The organism is Roseospira navarrensis, assembly GCF_009601025.1.
In the GTDB taxonomy this organism is placed as follows: domain Bacteria; phylum Pseudomonadota; class Alphaproteobacteria; order Rhodospirillales; family Rhodospirillaceae; genus Rhodospira; species Rhodospira navarrensis.
In genome coordinates this window covers 183,411-198,895 of sequence record NZ_WIVE01000001.1, presented here as the reverse complement: position 1 = coordinate 198,895, position 15,485 = coordinate 183,411, and the positions used below count along the sequence as shown (strand labels likewise).

Annotated in this window: 16 protein-coding genes; 5 read left to right on the top strand and 11 right to left on the bottom strand. The window is 69.7% G+C overall.

The window, feature by feature from the left end; all coding sequences use genetic code 11:
* Positions 1-6: 6 nt before the first annotated feature.
* The 4 genes from GHC57_RS00940 to GHC57_RS00925 form a co-directional block, all read right to left on the bottom strand.
* The gene (locus GHC57_RS00940) at positions 7-651 is read right to left on the bottom strand and encodes an NADH-quinone oxidoreductase subunit C (protein WP_153340150.1); all 645 of its coding nucleotides are present in this window, start codon (positions 649-651) and stop codon (positions 7-9) included.
* A 115-nt stretch (positions 652-766) separates the two neighbouring features.
* Complete coding sequence (locus GHC57_RS00935; RefSeq protein WP_211369090.1) at positions 767-1,324, bottom strand: NuoB/complex I 20 kDa subunit family protein; 558 nt, start codon at positions 1,322-1,324, stop codon at positions 767-769.
* Positions 1,315-1,680, bottom strand: coding sequence for an NADH-quinone oxidoreductase subunit A (locus GHC57_RS00930; protein WP_153340145.1), 366 nt, complete (start codon positions 1,678-1,680; stop codon positions 1,315-1,317). Before GHC57_RS00930 ends, GHC57_RS00935 begins: the two co-directional genes overlap by 10 nt.
* A gap of 240 nt (positions 1,681-1,920) precedes the next feature.
* Positions 1,921-2,403 carry a hypothetical protein gene (locus tag GHC57_RS00925; RefSeq protein ID WP_153340143.1) on the bottom strand — a complete coding sequence of 161 codons (483 nt, stop codon included), beginning with the start codon at positions 2,401-2,403 and terminating at the stop codon, positions 1,921-1,923.
* A 227-nt stretch (positions 2,404-2,630) separates the two neighbouring features.
* Here GHC57_RS00925 and GHC57_RS00920 point away from each other — a divergent pair, with 227 nt between their 5' ends.
* The 4 genes from GHC57_RS00920 (at position 2,631) to GHC57_RS00905 (ending at position 6,465) form a co-directional block, all read left to right on the top strand.
* Positions 2,631-4,343 (top strand): chloride channel protein, encoded by a 1,713-nt coding sequence (locus GHC57_RS00920; protein ID WP_211369089.1) that lies wholly within the window; start codon positions 2,631-2,633, stop codon positions 4,341-4,343.
* Positions 4,330-5,493: an extracellular solute-binding protein gene (locus GHC57_RS00915; protein WP_153340141.1), complete on the top strand. Its 1,164-nt coding sequence runs from the start codon at positions 4,330-4,332 to the stop codon at positions 5,491-5,493. The genes GHC57_RS00920 and GHC57_RS00915 overlap by 14 nt, the downstream gene beginning before the upstream one ends.
* A gap of 125 nt (positions 5,494-5,618) precedes the next feature.
* Positions 5,619-6,194 carry an Hsp20 family protein gene (locus tag GHC57_RS00910; protein WP_153340139.1) on the top strand — a complete coding sequence of 192 codons (576 nt, stop codon included), beginning with the start codon at positions 5,619-5,621 and terminating at the stop codon, positions 6,192-6,194.
* The gene (locus GHC57_RS00905; protein ID WP_246152037.1) at positions 6,181-6,465 is read left to right on the top strand and encodes a DUF1150 family protein; all 285 of its coding nucleotides are present in this window, start codon (positions 6,181-6,183) and stop codon (positions 6,463-6,465) included. Before GHC57_RS00910 ends, GHC57_RS00905 begins: the two co-directional genes overlap by 14 nt.
* Positions 6,466-6,532: 67 nt before the next feature.
* On the opposite strand, the gene GHC57_RS00900 is transcribed toward GHC57_RS00905, so the two are convergent.
* A complete protein-coding gene (locus GHC57_RS00900; RefSeq protein WP_153340137.1) occupies positions 6,533-7,780 on the bottom strand; it encodes an MFS transporter in 1,248 nt (415 codons plus the stop codon).
* A gap of 498 nt (positions 7,781-8,278) precedes the next feature.
* Here GHC57_RS00900 and GHC57_RS00895 point away from each other — a divergent pair, with 498 nt between their 5' ends.
* Positions 8,279-8,710, top strand: coding sequence for a hypothetical protein (locus GHC57_RS00895; RefSeq protein WP_153340134.1), 432 nt, complete (start codon positions 8,279-8,281; stop codon positions 8,708-8,710).
* 319 nt (positions 8,711-9,029) lie between these two features.
* Here the strand turns inward: GHC57_RS00895 and GHC57_RS00890 are convergent, their stop codons facing one another.
* The 6 genes from GHC57_RS00890 to GHC57_RS00865 all read right to left on the bottom strand — a co-directional run bounded on the left by GHC57_RS00890 (position 9,030) and on the right by GHC57_RS00865 (position 15,097).
* Positions 9,030-9,683, bottom strand: coding sequence for a 2-dehydro-3-deoxy-6-phosphogalactonate aldolase (locus GHC57_RS00890; protein WP_153340132.1), 654 nt, complete (start codon positions 9,681-9,683; stop codon positions 9,030-9,032).
* Complete coding sequence (gene dgoD, locus GHC57_RS00885) at positions 9,677-10,828, bottom strand: galactonate dehydratase (RefSeq protein ID WP_153340130.1); 1,152 nt, start codon at positions 10,826-10,828, stop codon at positions 9,677-9,679. The genes GHC57_RS00890 and dgoD overlap by 7 nt, the downstream gene beginning before the upstream one ends.
* Positions 10,829-10,839: 11 nt before the next feature.
* Positions 10,840-12,168: a TRAP transporter large permease gene (locus tag GHC57_RS00880; protein WP_211369088.1), complete on the bottom strand. Its 1,329-nt coding sequence runs from the start codon at positions 12,166-12,168 to the stop codon at positions 10,840-10,842.
* Between the two features lies 1 nt (position 12,169).
* Positions 12,170-12,778, bottom strand: a complete 609-nt coding sequence (locus GHC57_RS00875; RefSeq protein WP_153340128.1) for a TRAP transporter small permease subunit — start codon at positions 12,776-12,778, stop codon at positions 12,170-12,172.
* Positions 12,779-13,130: 352 nt separating this feature from the next.
* Positions 13,131-14,165 carry a TRAP transporter substrate-binding protein gene (locus tag GHC57_RS00870; protein WP_153340126.1) on the bottom strand — a complete coding sequence of 345 codons (1,035 nt, stop codon included), beginning with the start codon at positions 14,163-14,165 and terminating at the stop codon, positions 13,131-13,133.
* 77 nt (positions 14,166-14,242) lie between these two features.
* Complete coding sequence (locus GHC57_RS00865; RefSeq protein WP_246152036.1) at positions 14,243-15,097, bottom strand: FadR/GntR family transcriptional regulator; 855 nt, start codon at positions 15,095-15,097, stop codon at positions 14,243-14,245.
* Positions 15,098-15,485 lie beyond the last annotated feature (388 nt).

Here is a 15,485-nt window from a genome sequence, read left to right as displayed (position 1 = left end):
GGTCCGTCAGCCGCTCGCCTTCTCGTCGCCGGGCAGCGCCCGGGCGGTCGCCGCCACGTTGGGGTCCAGCGCCCCTTCCCAGGGGCTCATGAAATCGAAATTGCGGAAGTCCTGCGTCAGCCGCACGGGCTCGTAGACGCAGCGCGCCTGCTCGTCGTCGTAGCGCAGCTCCACCGTCCCGGTCAGCGGGAAGTCCTTGCGCAGCGGGTGCCCCTCGAAGCCGTAGTCGGTCAGGATGCGGCGCAGGTCCGGGTGCCCGGAGAAGAACACGCCGTACATGTCCCAGACCTCACGCTCGAACCAGTTGGCGGTCTTGAACACCTCCACCACCGAGGGCACGGGCGTGTCCTCGCTCGCGGTCAGGCGCACGCGGACGCGCTGGTTATGCTTCAGACTGAGCAGGTTGTAGACCACCTCGAAGCGCTCGTCCCGTTCCGGCCAGTCCACCCCGCACACGTCCACAAGCTGCACGAACAGGCAGTTGGGATCATCGCGCAGGAAGGTGAGCACGCGCACCACATCCTGGCGGTTGATCGAGACCACAAGTTCGTCCTTGGACAGATGCGTCTCGCGCACCTGATCGGACAGCGCCGCGGCGACGTGGTGCCCCAGGTCCTGAAGGGCCTCGATCTGTTCGGTGGTCAACGCCATGCCACATACCCCGTGTTGAACCGACGGCGCGCGTGGGCCCCGCCGCTGACCGGCGCGACGGCTCGCCGGTCGGCGGTCCCGGGTGGGGGCGGGCCGAACTCCGCCCCCCAACCCTTTACCGCAGCAGGGACCCGGTGCGGTTGATCTTCTTCTGAAGCTGGAGGATGCCGTACAGCAGCGCCTCCGCCGTGGGCGGGCAACCCGGTACGTAGATGTCCACCGGGACGATGCGGTCGCAGCCGCGCACCACGGAATAGGAGTAGTGATAGTAGCCGCCGCCGTTGGCGCACGACCCCATCGAGATCACCCAGCGCGGCTCCGACATCTGGTCATAGACCTTGCGCAGCGCGGGCGCCATCTTGTTGGTCAGCGTGCCCGCGACCAGCATCACGTCGGACTGGCGCGGGCTGGGGCGGAACACCACCCCGAAGCGGTCCAGGTCATAGCGGGCGCAGGCGCAGTGGATCATTTCCAGCGCGCAGCAGGCCAGACCGAAGGTCATCGGCCACAGCGACCCGGTGCGGGCCCAGTTGACCAGCTTGTCCACACTGGCCAGCACGAATCCCTTGTCGTCGATCTCCTGCCCCAGCGCCTTGAGCAGGGCGTCCTGTTCCTGCCCCGGCGGCAGCGGCTGGGTGTTGGTGACGACGGGCGTTCCCTCGCTCATTCCCATTCCAGTGCCCCTTTCTTCCATTCGTAAACGAACCCGATGGTGAGGACGGCCAGGAACACCATCATGGACCAGAACCCGAACACACCGATATTGCCCAGGCTGAGCGCCCACGGAAACAGGAAGGCGACCTCAAGGTCAAAGATGATGAACAGGATGGCGACCAGATAGAACCGCACCTGGAATTTCGCACGGGCATCGTCGAACGCCTCGAACCCGCACTCGTAGGCCGAATCCTTCTCGGGATCGGGCCGCTGGGGGGCGAGGATCAACGATCCGGCGAGCGCACCCGCGGCCACCACCGCGGCAATGCCGAGAAAGACCAGGATGGGGAGGTACTCCCGGAGCAGTTCTTCCATGCCGCGAGGCTCCACGAACCGTGAGGAGGGGGCGGGCGCCCATCTCGGGATCCCGGAAAACCGCAGTGGTGTAGTCAACACCTCCGGCCAAGTCAAGCGGTCATGCCCGGCATGCACGAAACGCATGGTTGATGCGGGCCGGCAACGACCCCCCTGCCGGACCGGCCGCTGTTGCCATGTGGTCGCCGCGCGGGCGCGATCAAGGGGCGTCCGACCGCCGGACGCTCCGGATCGCCGCCCCTATCGGGAGTAGCCGGGATCACGCCGGAACTGGTCGCGGAAGGCGCGCCGGACCACCTCTTCCCGCGTGCGGCCCTTCACCAGGCTGCACTCGATGCCCAGATTGCCGATGTTGCCGCCGTAGCAGGTGGCGTTGCGCGAAAAGCCGCCCACGCTGGCCCCGGTCCGGTTCCACAGGTTGATCTCGACCCGCGCCTCTCCCCGACCGACGATCCAGCCGTGAATCTTGATCTCGGCCCGGTAACCCTCGAGGTTGCGGAAGTGCGGTTCGGACGCGGTCGGGATGGAAATCCAGTCCGTCGTTATCGCATTGGCGATCCGCGGCATGGCGGCATCGAGAGAGGCCAAGTGGTACGGGTGCTCCGCGTCGTAGGTCCGGCCCCCGAACCGGAACGTGGTGCCCGGATCCACCACAAGCCCCCCGAGTTGCCCTTGCGCGACAAAGGAGAACCCAACCAGCCGCACATAGTATCGCATCGCCATGACCCCGCTCCCTGTCCTGTTGAGTGTCGACGGGGATCGCACAGGGCCCCGTCCGTTCCCCTCTTGTCCGTGACCGTTACGACATCATAACGGCGCCACCCCGTCAACGCGCCCGGCCGCGCGGTTGGCGGAACACGGCCCGGTCGCGTAAGGTGGAGGCTCGCCCCGTCCAGACAGCGGCCAGGCCGAGCGCGATGCCCCCCGCACCTCCCCGACCCGACGACCGCGTGACCAGCCCCCTCGTCCGCATGGCCGTGCTGAGCGGTGTGGCGGTCGCCGTCGGGGGGATCACGGCGCTTGGGGCCATCGCCTTCGTGGACGCCGTGGCCTGGCTGAACGACGCCCTGCTGGTCTCGCCGCGCGCCCGGGTGCAGGTGGAGGACCGCGCGGCCCTGGTCGCGGCGGCCACCGTTCTGGTGCCCACCCTGGGCGGACTGCTCGTGGGCCTTCTGCTGCGACACGGGGCGATCGAGGGCCGGCCGCTGGGCCCGCCGGACGCCATCCGGGCCGTGCAGACCCGGGGGGCCCTGCCGTCCGTCCGGAGCGGGGTGGTGTCCTCGCTGGCGGCGGCGCTGTCGCTGGGCTGCGGGGCCTCGGTCGGGCAGTACGGCCCGATGGTCTATCTGGGCACCCTGTTCGGCGCCCTGGCCGCGCGCGTGCGAACGCCCGTGCGCAACCTGCGGACCATCGCCATCGGCTGCGGCGTGGCCGCCGCGATCGCCACCGCCTTCAACGCGCCCATCGCCGGGCTGGTGTTCGCACACGAGGTCATCCTGCGGCACTACTCGATCCAGGCCTTCGCCCCCACCACCGTGGCGGCGGCCACCGGATTCGTGGTCGCGAACGTGGTGTTCGACCGGCCCGCCCTGTTCCTGGTCGCCTTCGACGGCGTCGCCCACGGCTACGAGTTCCCCCTGTTCGCGCTGGTCGGCGTGCTGTCGGCCCTGCTGGCCGTCGGCTTCATGCGCCTGCTGCTGGCCGCGCCCGCCCTGGCCGCCCGCCTGCGCCTGCCGGCCGTGCTGCGCCCCGCGCTGGCCGGACTCGCCGTCGGCGCGGTCGCGCTGGCGCTGCCGGACGTGCTGGGCATCGGCACGGAGGCTCTGCGGTTCGCCACCATCGAGGGCGCCTTCGCCCCCTGGGAACTGGCGCTGCTGATCGCCGCCAAGATCGCCCTGACCGCCCTGTGCCTGGGCTGGGGCTTCGCCGGCGGCGTGTTCAGTCCCGCCCTGCTGATCGGCATCCTGTTCGGCGCGCTCTTGTGGACGGGCTTCGACGGGCTGCTGGGCGTGCCCAACTCGGGTCTCGTGGTCTATGCCATCTGCGGCATGATGGCCCTGACCAGCCCGGTGATCGGCGCGCCCCTGACCACCATCCTGATCGTGTTCGAGCTGACCCACAGCTACGACCTGACCATCGCCGCCATGGTCGCCGTGGTGTTCTCCAATCTGGTCAGCTATCAGCTTCTCGGGCGGTCTCTGTTCGACGTGCAACTGGCGCGCAAGGGCGTGGACCTGTCGGCCGGCCGGGACCGGGCGCTGCTGGACGCCGTGCCGGTCGCCCGTCTGATCCATACGGACATGCCGCGCGCCGCGGCGGACGAGCGGGTCGGGGCCGTGCTCGACCGGCTGGCCGCCGCCGGCCGGGCCGAGGCCCCGGTGATCGGCGAGGATGGGCGCTTCCTCGGCCTGCTGCGCGCCCAGGACGCCCGCGACCGCGAGGACGCCAAGGCCGGCGCGCTGGCCCGGCGGGGCGCCGTGGTGCTGGCCCCGGACACCTCGGTGTGGGAGGCCATGGCCGCCCTCGACGGCTTCGTCGGCGACGCCGCCCCCGTGGTGGACCACGACGGGCGGCTGGCGGGCATGGTCACCGAGGCGGCCGTCATCGGCGCATACCTGGACACCGTGCACGACCTGAGGCGGGAGGAGAATGCGGGCGCCTAGATGGACATCGGCCGCGCTGGCGGCCCTTCTGACGATGGCCGGCCTCGCCGGCCTCGCCGGCCCCGCCGGTCCCGCACGGGCGGCGGACGAGGCCGCGCCGACGCTCACCGTCGCCACCTGGGGCGGGGTCTATGCCCAGGCCCAGCGCGCCGCCCTGTTCGATCCCTTCACCGCCGCGACCGGCATCCCGGTGGAGACCGCCCGCCACGACGGCGGCGTGGCCATCCTGAGCACGCCCGAGGCCGAGGGCTGGGACGTGATCGACATGATCGACGCCGATGCCGCCACCGCCTGCGCGGCCGGCCTGCTGCAGCCCCTCGACACCCACGCCCTGGCCGCCCCCGCGCCCGACGGCACGCCCGCCGCCGCCGATTTCCTGCCGGGCTCGTTCGGGCGCTGCGGGCTGGCGCACCTGACGTTCTCGACCGTCGTCGCCTATGACGACCGCGCCTTTCCGGGTCGCAAGCCCCGCACCATCGCCGACGTCTTCGACATCGAGACCTTCCCCGGCACGCGCGCCTTCCGCCGCGAGCCGGACGCCCTGCTGGAATGGGCGCTGATGGCCGAAGGGGTGCCGCGCGCCCAGGTCTACGACCTGCTGTCCACCGACCGGGGCCTCCGGCTCGCCCTGCGCAAGCTGGACACCATCCGCGATCACATCGTCTGGTGGCAGGGCGGCGAGGAGCCCGTGCGGCTGCTGGCGTCCGGGGCCGTCGCCATGGCCTCGGGCTACAACGGCCGCTTTTTCGACGCCCGGGTGGCGGGCGACCTGCCGATCGTCACGCTCTGGGACGGCCAGTTGCTGAACCGCGACGTCTGGGCCATCCCCGCCGGCAGCGACGCGCCCGACGCGGCGCGAGCCTTCATCCGCTTCGCCACCCACCCGGACCGGCTGGCGGCGCTGGGGGCGCGGATTCCCTACGGCCCGGCGCGACGCTCGGCGCTGGACCGCATCGGCCTGCATCCCGACACCGGCGTCCCCATGGCCCAGCACCTGCCGACCGCGCCCCACCGCATCGGCGCCGCGCTGGCGGTGGACAGCGACTGGGACGCCAACACCAAGGCCCTGCGCCGCCGCCGCTTCGAAGCCTGGCTGGCCCGGGGCGGCGATGATCGCGACTTGACGGACCCCGCGACCCGACCGAAATAAGAAGAGGGGTTGCGAGATGTCCGGCGCCGCCATGGGCCGGACCCCGGCGCAGCCCTGTGCGGAGCGGACGCCGGCCTGCCGGGTCCCCCGATCCACTCGCTCGTGACCGGGGAGGAGGAGCACCCATGACCCGCGTGACCGGGTTCAACAGCCCGCTGCTGGTGGGGTTCGACCATTTCGAACGCCTGCTGGACCGCGTGCAGAAATCGCAGCCGGAGGGCTATCCGCCCTACAACATCGAGCAGCTCAGCGAGACGCGCCTGCGCGTGACGCTCGCCGTGGCCGGCTTTTCCGAGGACGACCTGTCGGTGTCGGTCGAGGACAACCAGCTTGTCGTGCGCGGCCGCCAGTCCCCGGACGACGGGGAGCGGGTGTTCCTGCACCGCGGCATCGCGGCGCGCCAGTTCCAGCGGGCGTTCGTCCTCGCCGAAGGCATGGAGATCCTGGGCGCGCGGCTGGAAACCGGCCTGCTGCACATCGATCTGGACCGCCCGATGCCGGAACCGCGCGTCCGGCGCGTGCCCATCCAGGGCGAGGGCGACCGGGCCGGCACCCGCGCGGCCCCGGCGGCTTCCGCCACCATCGATGTGGACGAGGGCGCCGCCGATCCGGAGCCGCCGACGCGGCGCCCGCAAAAGCAAAAGACGGCCCAGACCCGTTCCCGCCTTGCCCTGAAGGAGACTGGCCATGACCCGGAATAGCCTTCCCCCCGCCGAGGCCGACACCCCGGAGACGGACGACATGCTCGCCCAGATCGAGAGCGGCCACATGGTGGGCGACATGAGCCCGCGCGACTTCGCGCAGCTCGGGCTGAACCACATCGCCTACATCCGGGCCGTGGAGACCGAGGACAACGAGACCGGCTGGTCCATCCACGCCGCCAACGGCCGCCAGATCGGCATGGCCCCGTCCTGCGACCTGGCCTTCGCCGCGACACGGCAGCACGACATGGAGCCCCATCGGGTGCATTGATCCGGACCGGCTGTCCGGACGGCAGGGCAGCGGAGAGCGGGTCGCCGCGCGCCGATGGGGGCCGCCCTCACGCGGGGGCGGCCGAGGGGCGCCGTCGCAACGGGCGTTCGTCGATGGGCAGGTGCAGCAGCATCGCCAGCACGCTCAGACCCACACCCGCCCACCATACGGGGTCGTAGGTGCCGAAGGCGTCGTAAAGCACGCCGCCCAGCCAGACGCCGGAAAAGCTGCCGAGCTGGTGGCTCAGGAACACGATCCCGAACAGCGTGTTCATGTAGCGCAACCCGAACACCTGCCCCACGATGCCCGTGGTCAGCGGCACCGTGGACAGCCACAGCAGGCCCATGGCGGCGGCGAACAGCCCGATCACCAGCGGCGTCTTGGGCGCCAGCAGCAGGCCCAGGATGACCAGCGCGCGCAGGCCGTAGATGGTCGCCAGTCCGGTCTTTTTGCTGTGCGTCTGGCCGTACAGGCCGGACCCGAACGACCCCACGATGTTGAACAGCCCGATCAGCGCCAGCGCCATCGCGCCGACCGAGCCACCCAGCCCCAGGTCCTTCACATAGGCCGGGAAGTGCACCGTGATGAACGCCACGTGGAAGCCGCAGACGAAGAATCCCGTGGTCAGCAGCACATAGCCCCGGTGCCGGCCGGCCTCGCCCAGGGCCGCGCGCAGCGTCTGGGCCGGGTCGTCGCCGGGATGTCCTCCGGCGGCGACCGGCGTGCGCGGCAGCACGAACGCCAGCGGCAGCAGCGCCAGCGTGCATCCCGCCAGCAGCAGCAGCGCCGTCTGCCACCCGAACGCCAGAATGAACCCTTGCCCCAGCGGCGAGAACACCACCTGCCCCAGCGAACCCGCCGCCGTCCCCAGCCCCAGCGCCATCGAGCGGCGCTCCGGTCCCACCACGCGGGCCATGGCCGCCAGCGCCAGCGAGAAGGCGGTGAACGCCACCCCCAGCCCCGTCACCAGGCCGGCGCTCAGGTGCAGCATCCAGGGCGTGGCGGACAAGGCCATGCCGGCGATCCCGCCCGCGTACAGCAGCGCGCCGAACGCGATCACCCGCGCCGCCCCGAAGCGGTCCGCCAGCATCCCCGCCACCGGCACGCACAGGCCCCACATCAGGTTCTGCACGGCGAGCGCGAAGGCGAAGGTCTCGCGGCTCCAGCCCAGATCGCCGGTCATGGGCTCCAGAAACAGGCCCAGCACGGAGCGCGCGCCGAACCCGACCAGCGAGATCAGGCATCCGGCGATCAGGACCGTGCGCACGCGCGCGCCGGCGGCGGAGAGCTCGGCAGAGAGTTCAGGGGACGTCATGGCGGAACCACTCTGGTGACGGCGGGCACGCAGCCGGCAAGACCGACGCGAGCGGTGGAGTATGCGCAGCCGCGCCCGGTGCGGCAAGGGGCCGCCGCCGCAGGGCCGGGGCAACGGGCTCAGGTTAATATGACGGCCTGTTCCGCGCCGCCTGAGCAGGCCTCTCGAGATCCCTCGTCTCGCTTCGCTCACTCGGGATGACAAACAAAAACGATAGGATGTCTTCCTGAAGCCGCGAAGCGGCTGAAGGATCTCGAGCGTGGGTCTCCGTTCCGCCGCAAGGACCTGCGGGAGCGATCGCGTGACCCTGAGCCCGTTGCCCTGCGCCCCCGGGCGGCTCACCCGGCAGGCCCCGCCGCCCCCGGCTGTCCGGGACCGGCAGGAATTGCCGCCGCCGTAGCTTCTGGGACGAAAACACGGCCGACTCAACGCTTTGGAAACAGGCACGCGGGTTGCATTGCCCGATCCCGACGTCCGACTGTCCGTGGAGGCACCATCATGTCCGTGACCCAGTTCCCCGACCTCGCCCGCCTGCGGGAAACCCGCCGCGCCGGTGCGGCCGCCGACGGCCGGGGCAACGCCGCCCGCGAGATCGAGGGTCTGCCCGAAGGCCGCCTCACCACCAAGCAGTTCAACCGCCACCTGACCCACGTGCTGGAGGACCAGACCCGCCACGCCATCGCCAAGTATGTCGGCGACGTGGAGCCCATGGAGGTGCTGGATCTGGCCCGGCGGGTCGCCAACCTGCGGGCCCGCTACGTGGCGGAATCCCTCGCCGCCGGCACCGCCACGGTGCCGCCGACCAAGGCCGAGGTGGAGGAAATGCGGTTCATGCGCGAGCGCATCGCCGAACTGGAACACGCGCTCGCCACGGTGCGCGAGGCCATCGCCAACGAGGTGGTCCAGGTCCGCAACGTGGTCGGGGATTAGAGCAAATCCCGAGCGATCTGGAACAGATCGCGACGACGATTTGCTTCAATAACAATATTCTAGAGCATTTATCGTGACCCGGATGTCGCGCAAAATGCTCTCGAGTTTAAATGAGCGACGAGAGGATCGGACTCTCGCCGCCTCAGTCGCGTCATCCTGAGCCGCTGAACGCGGCGAAGGATCTCGGGAGGCCGGGTGACACCGGGCCAGCCCACGCACGCCCCGGCCTGAGATCCTTCCGTCGCTTCGCTCCGTCAGGATGACGCCTGTTTTTTGTTGGGGCGCCCGGCCTGACGGCTCAGGCCTCGTGCCCCTGGTCTCAGGCCCCCGGGCCGTCCAGCGCCCGCCACGCGTCCACCAGTGCGCGGGCGCGGGCGTGGACGGCATCGGGCGACAGGCCCGGCGTGTAGATCGCCGACCCGAAGCCACCCCCATCGGCGCCGGCGGCGCGATAGGCCGCCAGGGTGTCGGCATCCACGCCCCCCACCGGCAACAGACGGGTGCCCGGCGGCACCACCGCCCGCAGATCCGTCAGGTAGCCCGGCCCCAGACGCCCGGCCGGAAAGATCTTCAGCCCCGCCGCCCCGTGCTTCAGCGCCAGAAAGGCTTCGCTGGGGGTCAGGCAGCCCGGCAGCGCCGCCAGCCCGGCCGCCGCCGCCGCATCCAGCACCGCCGGATCCGTGTTCGGGGCCACGAGCAGGTGCGCGCCCATGTCGCCGAGATGGAGCGCATCCCCGGGCGTCATCACCGTGCCCGCACCCACAGCCACCGACGCCGGCAGGGCATCCAGCAACCGACCGATGCTGTCGAACGGCTCCGGCGAGTTCAACGGCACCTCGATCAGCGTGATCCCGGCGCCCACCAGGGCTTCGCCCACGGCCACCGCCTCACCGGGCGTCAGGCCGCGCAGGATGGCGACCAGCGGCATGGCGGCAAACGCGGAGTCGAACCGCTCCCGTGCGGCGGTCACCATTCCGCGACACTCCCGTCCGCATGACGCCAGACGGGATTCCGCCAGGCGTGGCCCTCCCTGGCGCGCTCGATCACCACGGCCTCGTCGATCTCCACCCCCAGGCCCGGCCCCTCGGGCACGGCCAGGAACCCGTCGGCGCTCACGGTCAGCGGCGCCGGGTCCACCAGATAGTCCAGAATGTCCGAGTTCACGTTGTAGTGAATCCCCAGGCTGAACTCCTGGATGAAGGCGTTGTGGCACACCGCATCCAGTTGCAGCGAGGCCGCCAGGGTCAGGGGACCCAGCGGACAGTGCGGCGCCAGGGCGACGTCGTAGGTCTCGGCCAGGGTGGCGATCTTGCGGCCCTCCGTCAGCCCGCCGCAGTGCGACAGGTCGGGTTGAATGATATCCACGGCGCCGGACTCCAGCACCGGCCGGACCTGGGTGCGGTGAAACAGGCGCTCGCCGGTGGCGATGGGATAGCCCAGCCCCTGGGTGATCGCCGGCAGGATGGACAGGTTCTCCGGCAGCACCGGCTCCTCGACGAACAGGGGGTGGAAGGGCTCCAGTTCGCGCAGCAGCACCTTGGCCATGGGCCGATGCACACGCCCATGGAAGTCGATGGCGATGCCCACGTCGCGCCCGACGGCCTCGCGCGCCTCGGCCACGCGGGCCACGGCCTCGTCGATGCGCGCATGACTGTCCACGATGGCCAGTTCGGGCGTGCCGTTCATCTTGAACGCCGTGAAGCCCTTGGCGACGATCTCGCGGGCCTGCCGCCCCACGTCCGCCGGGCGATCGCCGCCGATCCAGGCATACATGCGGACCTTGTCACGGACCCGCCCGCCCATCAGGGCATGGACGGGCGCGCCCAGGGCCTTGCCGGTGATGTCCCACAGCGCCTGGTCGATGCCGGCGATCGCGCTCATCAGGATCGGCCCGCCCCGGTAGAAGCCGCCGCGGTAAAGGGTCTGCCAGATGTCCTCGATGCGGCGGGGATCGCGCCCCACGACGTACTCGGACAGTTCGTGGACGGCCGCCTCGACGGTGGCGGCGCGGCCCTCGATGACGGGCTCGCCCCAGCCGGCGAGACCCTCATCGGTCTCCACCTTCAGGAACAGCCAGCGCGGCGGCACACGGTAGGTTTTCAGGGCGGTGATGCGCATGATGAAACGGCCTAGTTGACCAGCCACATGGCGACGTTGGGCTGGAACAGAAGAAGGGCGAGCACGACGATCTGAATCGCGATGAACGGCAGCACCGCGCGATAGATGTCGCTGAGCGAGATATCCGGCGGCGCCACACCCTTCAGATAGAAGGCGGCGGGTCCGAACGGCGGCGACAGGAACGAGACCTGCATGTTCACCGCGAACAGGATGCCGAACCAGATCGGGTCATAGCCGAGCTGCTGAACGATGGGCACGAAGATCGGCAGGCACAGCATGGCGATGCCGATCCAGTCCAGGAACAGGCCCAGGATCAGCAGGATCAGCATCATCACCATCAGGATGAACACCGGCGCCATGTCCAGGCCCAGGATGGTGCCGGAGACGAAGCGGTTGCCGCCCATCAGGTTGTACACACCCACCAGCGTGGCCGCGCCGACGCCGATCCAGATGATCATGCCGCAGGTGTTGATGGTCTGGGTGACGGCCTGCTGCATCAGCGTCAGCGAGAATTCGCGCCGGATCATGATGCCGATCAGCACGCCGGACACACCCATGGCCGCCGCCTCGGTGACCGAGGCCACGCCGCCGTAGATCGAGCCCAGCACCATGAACGCGACAATCGCCGGCAGGATGATGTGGCGCATCTCCCGCAGCTTGTCGCGCCAGGGCATGTTCGCCTCTTCCTCCGGCATGGGCGGTCCCATCGACGGATCCCAGAAGCAGCGCGACAGCACATAGGCCATGTAGCACAGCATTAGGATCACGGCCGGGGTAATGGCGGCGGTGAACAGGTCGGCGATGGAGACGCTGGCGATCAGCCCGTAGATGATGAGCACGATCGAGGGCGGCATCATGGTGCCCAGCGAGCCGCCGGCGCAGACCACGCCGATGGACAGGTGCTTGTTGTAGCCCAGGCGCAGCATCTGCGGCAGCGCCAGCAGGCCCAGCAGCACGATCTCGCCGCCGATGATCCCGGACATGGCGGCCAGGAAGAAGGCCACCACCAGCGTCTGCACGGCCACCCCGCCGGGCACCCGCCCGGCCAGCACGCGCATGCCGTTGAACAAGTCCTTGGCGATGCCGGAGCGGTCCAGCAGCGACGCCATGAAGACGAACATCGGCACCGCCACCAGAGAGTATTCCGTGATGAAGCCGAAGACGCGGCTGGTCACCAGCGGCAGGGCGTTCGGTCCGAACCAGCCGAAGGTGAAGACCAGCGCCACCATGCCGGTGGTGAAGGCGAGCGGCAGCCCGGTCAGCAGCAGAAGAAAGATGCTGCCCACCAGGATGTAGGTGCCAAGCTCGATGCCCATTTCGTTCATGCCGAGACCGCCCATGTCACTGCTCCTCCCCATCACGCGCGCCGACGCGGCCGCGCAGGCTCTGGATCAGGTGCAGGGCCGACTGAACCGCCATCAGGCCGACGGCGAACAGGATGAAGCCCTTGGTGAAGGCCGGAAACGGCGGATTCCAGGACGTGCCGGAGCGCTCCAGGCTGATGACGCCGCTCGGATCGTGGGTGGCGCGGAAGAACAGTTGCCACGCGGCATAGGTCATGCCGATGCAGAACACCAGGATCACGGCGTTGTTGAACACATCCAGCCAGCGCCGCACGTGCGGCGGCACCGCGTCATAGATCACGCGCACGCGGATGTGCTTGTCGCGGGCCAGCGCCACCGGCCCGCCCAGCGCGAACAGGGCGGCGATCAGCATGACCGTGCTCTCATGCACCCACGAGGTGGGGGAATGGAACACATAGCGCATGACGACCTCGAACACGCTGATCGTCATGGCGATGAACACCAGCCAGGCGACGCCGTTGGCGGCCTTGGCGATGGCGCGGTCGAGCGGGGTGCGGATGATGCCCTGGGCGGCCTTGCGGGGGTCCGGTTCGGGCGTGGTCGGAATGCGCTCGGGCGGAAACGGCGGGCGGATCGGATCGGTCATGACCGGACCCCTCCAGGGGCGAGAAAATGAGCGAGACCGGGCGGTCCTGCGCCGGACCGTCATGGCGACGACTGGGGGCTCGGCGGCGAGGGACCGCCGTCATGGCAAGCCTGTCCCCGGGGATGTCCCTGAGGGATGACCGGGTCCGGTCCGGATGGCGCGACCGAACTCCTCCCCCCGGCAGGGGGGAGGTCGGGAGGGGGCGGAAGCGGCACGCAAGGCGGCCGGTGCGGACAGCCGCTCTTGCCCCTCCCCTGCCCTCCCCTTGCCAGGGGAGGGAGTCCGGGTGGCGTCCCCCGAGACCACGCCGGACCGACCATCCGACGGAGACCCAATCAGCGGGGGGTAAGGATCAGAGCAGGTTGCGGGTCTTCAGGAAGTCCACGACCGAGTCATAGACCTTCTGGGTCAGTTCGTTGCGCTCGGCCCAGTTGGCCCACTCCTGCTGGGCGATGGCGCGGAACTTCTTCCGCTCCTCGGCCGGCAGGTCGATGATCTCGATCTCCGGATCGGCGCGCGCCTCGGCGACGGCCTCCAGGTCACGGGCCTTCAGCTTGAACACCAGGTCATAGGCCAGGGCGTCCGTGGCGGTTGCCATGATCTGCTTCAGGTCGTCCGGGAGCTCGTCCCAGATCTCCTTGTTCATGGACACGGCGACCATGGGCAGCGAGTGGAAACCCGGATAGCTGGGGTACTGCGCGAAGCTGTGCAGACCCTGGCTGTGGTTGGTCGAGAACACGGTGTAGTCGGCGGCGTCGATCACGCCCTTCTCAAGGCCGGTGTAGACCTCGGAGCCGGGCAGGTTCACCGGCGTGGCGCCCGCCTTGGAGAAGATGTCGTAGACCATGCCTTCGGGCGCGCGCAGCTTCAGGCCCTGCAGGTCCTCGACGGAGCGGATCGGCTTCTTGGAGACGAACGCCTCCAGGCCGGTCGCCGCCGCGCCGATCAGGTGCACGTTGTACGGGTTGACCAGCTCGTTGTAGAGCTCTTCGCCGCCGCCGTACTGCATGTACTCCAGGAACTCCAGCGGGTCGCCCCAGGCGCCCACCAGGTTGCCCAGCATGGAGAACGCCGGGTTCAGGCCCGAGAAGTAGCTGGGGTCGGTCAGGTGGCCCTGAAGAATGCCGCTGCCCACGGCGTCCAGGGTCTGGTTGTGCGGCACGACGGCGCCGGTCGGCAGGATCTCGATCTTGATGCGCCCGTCGGACATCGTGTTGATGGTCTCGGCCCACTGCTGCTTGATCTTGAACTGCGGCTCGCCCGCCGTTTCCGAGGTCTGGAACGTCCACTCGTAGTCCGCCGCCAGGGCCGGCGCGGCCATCATCGCGACGCCCACAAAAGCGCCAGCGGCGCCTTTCAGGAGCGGGGGCACGGATCGCAGGGTCATCTTGTCCTCCCAAGATTATGGTTCACTTGGCCGGACCCCGGGACGCACCGCCGAACGGTGGTCCCTCAGTCCGGGTTTCACGCCGCCGACCCGTCGTTCGGGCCGGGGACCGGGCACGCCCACGGCCGGGCGAGCAGGGCGATGTCCGCCGGCGCGCCGCCGGTCTCCAGGCCCAGGTCCTGGCCGGTCCGGGCCATGACGTGGACCGCCGCATCAAAGGCGGCCTGAGGCTGGCGCAGGCGGATGCATTCCATCAGGCGGTGGTGGCGCTCCAGGCTGTCGCGCAGTTCGTCCGCCGTGTTGTTGGTCTTTCGAATGACGATCAGGATGGTCGGCCGCAGGATATGAGAGAGCTGCGACCAGACCAGATTGTGCGTGGCGCGATAGATGGCGGCGTGAAAGGCCACGTCGCTTTCCGAGAACGCCTCCGGCAACTCCGCGTCCATGCGGGTCTCGGCCAGGGCGCGTTCCATCCCCAGAAACCCGTCCTCGATCTCGGCGAGGTCGCGCGCATTGGCGCGCTCGGCCGCCTGGGCCGAAATGAACGGCTCGGTGACGCGGCGGAACTCGAAGATCTGACGCAGGATTTCGGGGTTGGGGCCGGCGTAGTCCGCCATCCAGCGGGTCACCACCGGGTCCAGGATGGACCAGTCGCCGTATTCCCGCACCACGGTGCCCTGCCCGGCATGACGGCTGATGATGCCCAGCGCGGCCAGACTCTGCAGGCCGGCGCGCACGCTGGCGCGGCTGACCTGGAAGGTTTCGGCCAGATCCACCTCGCGCGGCAGCAGGCTGCCCGGCGGATAGGTTCCGGAAAACAGGTCGCGGGCGAGACGCTCGGCCACCCGGCTGCCCTGGTCGCGCCCGGCGCCGCGCGCCCGGGCGAGGGGCGCGAGAGCGGCAACCTTCTGCATCGGAACCGAACGGGACATGGGTCCGACTTTCCCTCCGGCCCGGCCATGCGGTCCGGGCCCACGAACGGGCCGACCGGCGAGGCACCGCCTGCGGCCACACCGTCCGGCCGCCCTGACGGCAAAAACCCCGCGCCAGTTAAGACATTGAGTACATTATGTCTGACATGGAGTCAAGAAAAGTGGACCTTGGCCGATCCAGGTCCGCCCGCAATCCCGGGGCCGACCCTGACGGAAAGACAAGGAAACACAGGGCCGTTTGTATCGCTTGACGCTCCAGGGTCCGCACGGTAAAGCCTCGACGGATCAACAGGCGGCCCCGATCGGCGCGGGCCGCCACACCGTGTCCGCCCGGCCCGACACCAACAAGACTCAGGCGGTCGAGGCGCTTGCTGGGGGAGGCCGTCCA

Bases quoted from the DNA above. Each gene is read 5' to 3' on its own strand.
- GHC57_RS00940 (WP_153340150.1), bottom strand. From the start codon at position 651: ATGGCGTTGACCACCGAACAGATCGAGGCCCTTCAGGACCTGGGGCAC.
- GHC57_RS00935 (WP_211369090.1), bottom strand. From the start codon at position 1,324: ATGGGAATGAGCGAGGGAACGCCCGTCGTCACCAACACCCAGCCGCTG.
- GHC57_RS00930 (WP_153340145.1), bottom strand. From the start codon at position 1,680: ATGGAAGAACTGCTCCGGGAGTACCTCCCCATCCTGGTCTTTCTCGGC.
- GHC57_RS00925 (WP_153340143.1), bottom strand. From the start codon at position 2,403: ATGGCGATGCGATACTATGTGCGGCTGGTTGGGTTCTCCTTTGTCGCG.
- GHC57_RS00915 (WP_153340141.1), top strand. From the start codon at position 4,330: ATGCGGGCGCCTAGATGGACATCGGCCGCGCTGGCGGCCCTTCTGACG.
- GHC57_RS00910 (WP_153340139.1), top strand. From the start codon at position 5,619: ATGACCCGCGTGACCGGGTTCAACAGCCCGCTGCTGGTGGGGTTCGAC.
- GHC57_RS00905 (WP_246152037.1), top strand. From the start codon at position 6,181: ATGACCCGGAATAGCCTTCCCCCCGCCGAGGCCGACACCCCGGAGACG.
- GHC57_RS00900 (WP_153340137.1), bottom strand. From the start codon at position 7,780: ATGACGTCCCCTGAACTCTCTGCCGAGCTCTCCGCCGCCGGCGCGCGC.
- GHC57_RS00895 (WP_153340134.1), top strand. From the start codon at position 8,279: ATGTCCGTGACCCAGTTCCCCGACCTCGCCCGCCTGCGGGAAACCCGC.
- GHC57_RS00890 (WP_153340132.1), bottom strand. From the start codon at position 9,683: ATGGTGACCGCCGCACGGGAGCGGTTCGACTCCGCGTTTGCCGCCATG.
- dgoD (WP_153340130.1), bottom strand. From the start codon at position 10,828: ATGCGCATCACCGCCCTGAAAACCTACCGTGTGCCGCCGCGCTGGCTG.
- GHC57_RS00880 (WP_211369088.1), bottom strand. From the start codon at position 12,168: ATGGGCGGTCTCGGCATGAACGAAATGGGCATCGAGCTTGGCACCTAC.
- GHC57_RS00875 (WP_153340128.1), bottom strand. From the start codon at position 12,778: ATGACCGATCCGATCCGCCCGCCGTTTCCGCCCGAGCGCATTCCGACC.
- GHC57_RS00870 (WP_153340126.1), bottom strand. From the start codon at position 14,165: ATGACCCTGCGATCCGTGCCCCCGCTCCTGAAAGGCGCCGCTGGCGCT.
- GHC57_RS00865 (WP_246152036.1), bottom strand. From the start codon at position 15,097: ATGTCCCGTTCGGTTCCGATGCAGAAGGTTGCCGCTCTCGCGCCCCTC.